This is a genomic window from Pseudolactococcus laudensis (genome assembly GCF_013449735.1).
Classification (GTDB): domain Bacteria; phylum Bacillota; class Bacilli; order Lactobacillales; family Streptococcaceae; genus Pseudolactococcus; species Pseudolactococcus laudensis.
On record NZ_JACBNY010000006.1, the window covers coordinates 96725 to 104440 of the forward strand.

At 39.2% G+C, this 7716-nt stretch carries 8 protein-coding genes; 3 read left to right on the forward strand and 5 right to left on the reverse strand.

Going from position 1 to position 7716, the window contains the following annotated elements; all coding sequences use genetic code 11:
- Positions 1–12: 12 nt before the first annotated feature.
- The 5 genes from HZR21_RS05280 to HZR21_RS05300 all read right to left on the reverse strand — a co-directional run bounded on the left by HZR21_RS05280 (position 13) and on the right by HZR21_RS05300 (position 4631).
- Positions 13–411 (reverse strand): Mini-ribonuclease 3, encoded by a 399-nt coding sequence (locus tag HZR21_RS05280; RefSeq protein WP_180746757.1) that lies wholly within the window; start codon positions 409–411, stop codon positions 13–15.
- Positions 404–1777 carry a cysteine--tRNA ligase gene (cysS, locus tag HZR21_RS05285; RefSeq protein ID WP_180746758.1) on the reverse strand — a complete coding sequence of 458 codons (1374 nt, stop codon included), beginning with the start codon at positions 1775–1777 and terminating at the stop codon, positions 404–406. The genes HZR21_RS05280 and cysS overlap by 8 nt, the downstream gene beginning before the upstream one ends.
- 77 nt (positions 1778–1854) lie before the next feature.
- On the reverse strand, positions 1855–2448 hold the full coding sequence (gene epsC, locus HZR21_RS05290) for a serine O-acetyltransferase EpsC (RefSeq protein WP_003137076.1): 594 nt from the start codon (positions 2446–2448) through the stop codon (positions 1855–1857).
- A 57-nt stretch (positions 2449–2505) separates the two neighbouring features.
- Positions 2506–3288 carry an SseB family protein gene (locus tag HZR21_RS05295; protein WP_180746759.1) on the reverse strand — a complete coding sequence of 261 codons (783 nt, stop codon included), beginning with the start codon at positions 3286–3288 and terminating at the stop codon, positions 2506–2508.
- Between the two features lie 218 nt (positions 3289–3506).
- Positions 3507–4631 carry a hypothetical protein gene (locus tag HZR21_RS05300; RefSeq protein ID WP_180746760.1) on the reverse strand — a complete coding sequence of 375 codons (1125 nt, stop codon included), beginning with the start codon at positions 4629–4631 and terminating at the stop codon, positions 3507–3509.
- A 378-nt stretch (positions 4632–5009) separates the two neighbouring features.
- Between HZR21_RS05300 and HZR21_RS05305 the strand changes: the two genes are divergently transcribed.
- From HZR21_RS05305 to HZR21_RS05315, 3 genes are all read left to right on the forward strand, one after another.
- On the forward strand, positions 5010–5975 hold the full coding sequence (locus HZR21_RS05305; protein ID WP_180746761.1) for a ribose-phosphate diphosphokinase: 966 nt from the start codon (positions 5010–5012) through the stop codon (positions 5973–5975).
- Between the two features lie 83 nt (positions 5976–6058).
- Positions 6059–7180: a cysteine desulfurase family protein gene (locus HZR21_RS05310; protein WP_180746767.1), complete on the forward strand. Its 1122-nt coding sequence runs from the start codon at positions 6059–6061 to the stop codon at positions 7178–7180.
- 62 nt (positions 7181–7242) lie between these two features.
- Positions 7243–7584 (forward strand): DUF1831 domain-containing protein, encoded by a 342-nt coding sequence (locus HZR21_RS05315; RefSeq protein WP_180746762.1) that lies wholly within the window; start codon positions 7243–7245, stop codon positions 7582–7584.
- The last annotated feature ends 132 nt before the right edge of the window (positions 7585–7716 follow it).

Consider the following 7716-nt stretch of genomic DNA (forward strand, 5'->3'; position numbering starts at 1 on the left):
TAAGATTTTTCATCAAATTTGCTCAGAGATTTTCTCAAGGCAATAATTGGCTAGAAAGGCAACCCTATCGTGCTTGTGGGTCAAATGGTTGAAACCAAAGATAGCCTCAAAACCAGTTGAGATTCGATAGGTGACGACATCCGTGTTTTTGGCTGTCGTTTTACTATGCGCATTGCGCCCTCGCTTGAAATAGACTAGCTCTTCCTCTGTCAAAATATCATCTTTTCCCATTTCAGAAATGAGAAATGCTTGCGCTTTTGCACTGACAAACTTCACCGCAGTTTTTTGTAATTCACCAGGTTTCGTAATCCCCTGTGATAGCAAATAGTCTCGTACAAATACTTCATAGACAGCATCACCAGCATAAGCTAGAGCAATACCATTTAATAAATCAGCTCGAAATTCAGTCACGTGTCCACCTCACACCATCTGGTGTATCTAATAAAGCAATCCCTTGTGCTTTTAAATCATCACGGATTTTATCTGACAAGGCAAAATCACGATTTTCTCTTGCAATTTGTCGCTCAGCAATCAATTGTTCAATCTCAGCATCTAACATTTCTTCTGGTTCAAATTGAATGCCGATAATAGACAGGATTTCTTCAAATAAACTCCGCGCTTCCATAGAAAAATTACCTTGATTGATATATTTTATCAATTCATAAAAAACAGTTAAACCATTTGAAATATTAAAGTCATTGTCCATTTCTTTGATGAAATCCTGACGAAAACCATCAATTTCCTGGTCTGGAATTTGTGCCGCCACTGGATTCTGCGCAATTTCAAATGTTAATTTATCATAAGCATTTTTGATTTTTTTGAGATTATTTTCAGCATCTTTAACCGTATCATCACTGAAAGCAAGTGGCTTACGATAATGTTGTGATACTAAGAAAAAGCGTAAAATTTGCCCATCAACGGCTTGCAACATATCATGAACAGTTTTAAAATTCCCCAGAGACTTAGACATTTTTTCACCGTCTGCTGCTGTTACAAAACCATTGTGGAGCCAATATTTGGCAAAGGTATGACCCGTTTTCGCCTCAGACTGGGCGATTTCATTGGTGTGATGTGGGAATTCTAAGTCCGCACCACCACCATGAATATCAATCGTATCGCCTAAAATACTTGTCGCCATGACAGAACATTCAATATGCCACCCTGGTCGACCAGCGCCCCATGGACTTTCCCATGAGGGCTCGTCTGCCTTACTTGATTTCCAGAGAGCAAAATCAAGCGGGTCTTCTTTGTTAAGCTCAACTGTATCCGTCCGACCAGAAGCTCCAGCTTCTAATTCGTCCAAGTTTTTATTAGCCAAGCGCCCATAGTCCGCAAACTTTTTAACGCGGAAAAATACATCACCATCTGAAACGTAAGCAAAGTCCTTTGCAACCAAAACTTCAATAAAAGCAATGATTTCTGGCATAAATTCAAGCACGCGTGGATTTCTTGTTGCTGCTTTCACTCCAAGCGCTTGTGTATCTGCAAAGAAAGCCTGAATATAAGTCTCAACCAAAGTTTCAATTGACACATTAGCAGTCTTAGCCGCCTGAATGATTTTATCATCCACATCTGTAAAATTAGATACAAAAGTCACCGCATAACCGCGATACTCTAAATATTTACGAATTGTATCAAAAGCTACAACTGACCGGGCATTTCCGATATGAATGTAGTTATAAACGGTCGGGCCACAAACATACATTTTAACCTCACCTGAAACAAGTGGAACAAAATCTTCCTTTTCACGAGTTAAGGTGTTATAAAGTTTAATCATTTCATTCTCCTTGAGTTTATTACCCTCTATAAAAGAAGTGTCTCCTTCATCTGACGACATCTGCAGTAGATAAATTACTAGATGCCACCCATATGGTCATAAAAACTCACGTGGCGTTCACGTTCAAGTTTAGCACGATCACGCTCAGGTGTCACTGGTCCGTGTACACGAACAATCTTAGCAGGCACACCTACAACCGTTACAGCTGTGGGCACATCTTTTGTCACAACAGCACTAGCACCAACTCTGGCATTCTCACCAATCTCAATCGGCCCTAATAATTGGGCATGAGCCGAAATCAAAGCACCACGTCTGACACTTGGATGACGTTTGCCCGTATCTTTTCCTGTTCCTCCCAATGTCACGCCGTGATATAATTTAGCCCCAGTCTCGACAACAGCTGTTTCACCAATGACAAGGCCAGAACCATGGTCAATGAATACGCCATTTTCTATCACGGCACCTGGATGTATTTCAATCTGTGTCAAAAAACGCCAAAATTGCGAATGCATACGACCCAGTAGTTTAAAATGGTGACACCACAAAAAATGCGAAACTTTGTGTGCCGCTAATGCCTTAATTCCTGGAGATGTCAAAAGTATCTCAAAATTATAGCGTGCGGCAGGATCATTTTCCTTCACAGCCTCAAACGCTTCTTGCCAAAAACCCATTGTGTTCTAAACCTCCTGTTCTCTTGTCAAAAAAGTCAAGACAACTATCAACCTCTGCTAATCATTAGCCTCACTTGAAATATTTAAAGCATCCCAGAGAATGACAGACTTTTCGTAGTCAACTGCATCAAAAGGGTCAACCGCAACACCTAAAACGTCTTCTAAATCATTGATGCCCATGCTTGGATGTTGTAAGTCCTTTAACTGCCAAATTAGCACTAAGCCATCATGCTCTTGAAAAGGAATGCCAAAATCAGCATGGTTATACCATTTGGCAAAACTTAGAATATTAGTAAATACTGGTACAAAACTTTCACCATTAGGCTTAGAGAGTGTCGCAAAAATTCGCGCAGTCTCACCATCCGCTGTTGTTCTAGCAAAAGCAGGCATCAAATAATACCGCTCTATTTGTGATTTACCCTGACTAGCAGAGCCTAGGAGTTTATTTAAGACATCCGTATAATAATTAAGAAAAGCAACTAAGTCACTACGGCCTAACATAATCGCATTGTTTGCATCTTGTCCGGTAGGTTGTAAGTTAAAGGCAATCGCATCAAATTCTTGTGACAATAAGTTATCAACAACAGTCATGAATGGTTGATTGACAAAAGTTAAAGGTTCTGTCACGCGTTCTTGAAAGTTTGATAAAGCATCCGCTGATGTAAAAACAGGGATAACATTTTTATCTTCAATCGGTAGGACAAATGGTTCTGCAATTCCAACAACGGTATAGGTATGTAGGGCGTGAACAAAGCCAATATCTATCACAAAGTTACCTGAATCCGCGATAAAATCTCGTAGGCGCTCATCAAGTTCTGGGCTAAATTGGTAATCAGTCATTTTTTCTCATTTCTGGATATCTTGTCTTTTTCTATCTGTTACATATCATGTTTGTGCAATTTATTAGACTTTTTTCAACATCTGACAAGTATCAATTTGATATTATTAGTCCTATTTTACCATAAAATTGCTCTATTTTTGACATCTAGTCACTAAATTAACTTGAACAAAAAAACGCCATCTTGGCGTTTTAAATTGGAAACTTTGATTATCCAATATTATTCAGCTGCTTTAACTTCTGTTTTACCAGTTACGTCATATTTAGCAGTTGCATCTAATTTATTATAAGCATCAAGTTGTTCTTGTGTTGCAAAGTAAAGATTACCATCAATCTTGGCCGTTACTTGTTTGCCATCAACATCTTTACCATTTTGTGCAGCAAAACCAATTGCAGATTTAGTCACATAGACATCACCTTTGATACCACCGTTAGAAATAACTGTAAATGGTGAATTAACAATAACTTTCTTAACAGTTAAAGTATATGTTTTCGTAACTTGATGTTTGTCGTTTTGTGTATAAAGACCAACCTTACGGGCAATTTCTCCTTTAGAACCAAGGAAAGTACCATCAATGGTTAAAGTTTTATCAGAAGCATCGATATCAGCAGTTGCCGCACCAAGCCATGCACCATTTTTACCAAGTGTATCTGCTAAATCATCAAATTTTTCAGTGCCTTTTGTTGCGCCTGTTTTAACGTCAGAAACTTTATCGTAGCTGATAGCGCCACCTTTAGCTGCAACAGAAATCGCACCTGGTTTCACTGTCGTTACATCAGAAGCTTCAACTTTAACTTCACCAGTTACAGTCCCTTTATCAGCAGCATCTAGTGCTTCATAAGCTGTTTTTAGGTCGTCAGAGGCAAAAATCAAATTACCATCAATTTTACCAGTACCTTCAAATTTAAAACCTGATGCATTGACGTACACGTCACCTTTAACTGTACCTTGAGCAATTGCAAAACCTGGTGATTTTACAACTAATTTTTTAACAGTTAAAGTAAAAGTTGCTTCTGGTTTATGGTCAGCACCTGATTTGTAAAGGGCAAGTTCACGGTTGACTTGACCGTCTCCTGCAAATAAACCTTCAACAGTCAAAACTTTGTCAGATGCATCTACATCTTTTGTCACTGCATTTAACCAAGCACCATTAGCTGCAAAACCTTTTGACAAGGTGTCAAAGCTATCTGTTCCTTGTGTTGCGCCAGTGAAAGCTTCAGCAGTCTTAGCTGAATCAGTTGTTTTGTCATCAGTTGTTTTGTCACTTGAACCGCCACAAGCAGTCAAGAATGTCACTGATAACGCAGAAACTGCCAAAAGTGAGATTAACTTCGTTTTTTTCATGAGATAGGCCTCCTTTTTTAGTTCACCGTACAAATAACGGTGAAACTTGCCCTAAATATAATTTTAGTATAGATAAACTTTCAGAAAAAACTCATCTTTTTCTGAAATCGTTTACACATGTTATTTTAGCACTTCCTATTTTTAAAGTCAAGTCATATCCTAATTGCTCATAATCCCCTCCTCATGCCTGATATTATAAGCCTTTTTTCGTCTGAAAATTTACTCAATATTATGGTTTAGTTGTCATTTCCTTAGATGAAACTGGGTATTTTATGCACTTATACTGACAACATTATCTCACAATAAGATAAGACTACTCTTTTCCTCTTTTTTTTGGTAAAATAGAGTCAGTAAATTTATTTGTAGAAATGGACGAAAATGACTTACAAAGACAAGCATATCAAACTCTTCTCACTTAACTCAAACTTAGAATTGGCGCAAAAAATTTCTGAATGCGCGGGTATTCCCCTCAGCAAAATTGAATCTAAACAATTTTCTGACGGCGAAATCCAAATCAACATTGAAGAAAGTGTCCGTGGTTTTGACATTTTCATCGTTCAATCGACATCTTATCCTGTCAACACACATTTGTGGGAATTACTCATCATGATTGATGCCTGTAAACGCGCCAGTGCTAATACAGTCAACATCGTGATGCCATACTATGGCTATGCACGTCAAGACAGAACAGCATCACCTCGCGAACCCATTACGGCTAAATTGGTGGCTAATATGCTGACAACTGCAGGCGCTGACCGTATTTTAACGCTTGATTTACATGCTGTTCAAGTCCAAGGTTTCTTCGATATTCCTGCTGACAATCTCTACACTGTTCCTTTGTTTGCTGAATATTATCAGTCACAAGGCTTAGTAGGCGATGATGTTGTCGTTGTAGCCCCTAAAAACTCTGGTATTAAACGCGCACGTTCATTAGCAGACTATCTGGAAAGCCCACTTGCAATCGTCGATTATGCAGATGACGACCAAAAACGTGAAAATGGCTACATTATTGGCGATGTCAAAAACAAAAATGTCATTTTGATTGATGATATTTTGAACACAGGTAAAACCTTCTCTAGCGCTGCAGTCATCGCAAAAGATGCTGGTGCTATGGATGTCTATGCCGTTGCATCGCACGGCTTATTCACGCCAGGTGCTGCTAACCGCCTAAACGCTGCACCAATTTCAGAAGTACTTGTTACAGACTCTGTCAAAACTGAAACACCTAAACCTGATGTAATTAAATACCTTAGTGCGGCACCTCTACTCGCACACGCCATCATCCGTATCCACGAAAATAAACCTGTCAGCCCACTCTTTCAATACAATAAAGCAACTGATTAACTGACATAGAAATGATAATTAAAGCTCAGGTATTTGACCATATCACGGTTGAATACCTGAGCTTTGATGCAATAGGTAATAACATGATTTATCTTGATAATGCTGCAACCACACCTGTTCTACCTGAAGTTTCACAAGCAATGTTAAACACCCTCAACACAACATTTGGTAATCCGTCCAGCATCCATAGCTACGGTCGTTCTGCCGGTAAAGTGATTCGCGAAGCCCGTAAAACAATTGCAGCTATCTTAGACGCTCCCGCTAGAAACATCATCTTCACATCTGGCGGCTCTGAAGCTAATAACCAAGCTCTTATCGGTTATGCCCTAGCCAATCGAGACAAGGGTAACCATATTGTCGTGACAGCAATAGAACATCACGCTGTACTTCACACCGTCCAATATTTGCAAGACCGCCACGGCTTTGATATCACTCTCGTTAAACCTAACCCAGATGGTAGCTATACTGCAGATTTAATCACAAACGCTCTAAGAGACGATACCATTATGGTCTCAACCATGTATGCCAACAACGAGACGGGTCAAATCCTACCAATCGCTGAAATTGCTAAGCGCTTAAAAACACATCAAGCTGTCTACCATGTTGATGCCGTCCAAGTTATGGGGAAACTATCCGTTCATCCCATCGCACTTGGCATTGACTTCCTCTCTGCTTCCGCCCATAAATTCCATGGACCAAAAGGCGTCGGATTCCTCTACCACGGTGATTTAAAATTCGATAACCTCATACATGGAGGTGAGCAAGAAAACGGACGACGTGCAGGTACTGAAAGCATTCATAATATTGTCGGCATGGCTACAGCACTTGAGATTTCAGCTCAATATCTTGATAGCAATTATGACAAAGTCTCAGCACTCAAGACACACCTTCTCTCTGAACTAGACGGCCTTGACTACTATATTAATGCCTTTGGAGAAACCATGCCACACGTACTTAATCTCGGTTTCCCTGGCTTCAATCAAGATCTTTTACTGATGAAATTAGACCTGCAAGGCGTTGCCATCTCCACTGGTTCTGCTTGTACCGCAGGTGCCATTGAACCTTCACATGTCCTTGAAGCAGTCTACGGCAAAACATCTGCTAAACTCAAAGAATCAGTCAGGGTCTCTTTATCAGATTTAACAACCCCTGAGGATATCTCAGAATTTGTCCGCATCTTGAAATCAATCTTAGCACAAAAATAATCGTATATATTAGAAAGGAGATTTGATTGGTCTAGCTAATTAAACCAATCAAAAACCTACCCATGGCATTTGTCACTGAAAAACACTTGGATGATAGTCAATACACTTATAAACTCTCACCTAGCATCAAAAAATACACACTCATGGATACAACCTTTATTAAAAATAAACTTGGTAACTATGAGCTTACTCGCATTTTAGAAAACGTCCCCAACTCAGGTGACGGCCCACTGCTTAAAATCATCGTCAAATCTGATTTATCAGGTTTTAAACTTTCTATCACTGATAAATCAGGTCTGAAAAACATGAATATTTTCAAATCAGCTGACAACAAAATGATTCAAGAAAAATTCTATTTCCAAATGAATGCACTTGTTGACTGCGGTGTCTTTGTTAAAGCATAATAAAAGGCTCTATAATAAATCGTGTGGGAAAATTTCCCAGGCGATTTTTTTGCATAAAAAAATCCTTCCTTCTATAATGTGAGTTACTAAGCAACACAAAAGAGAAGGAAAGACATGTTTAATTATATCTTA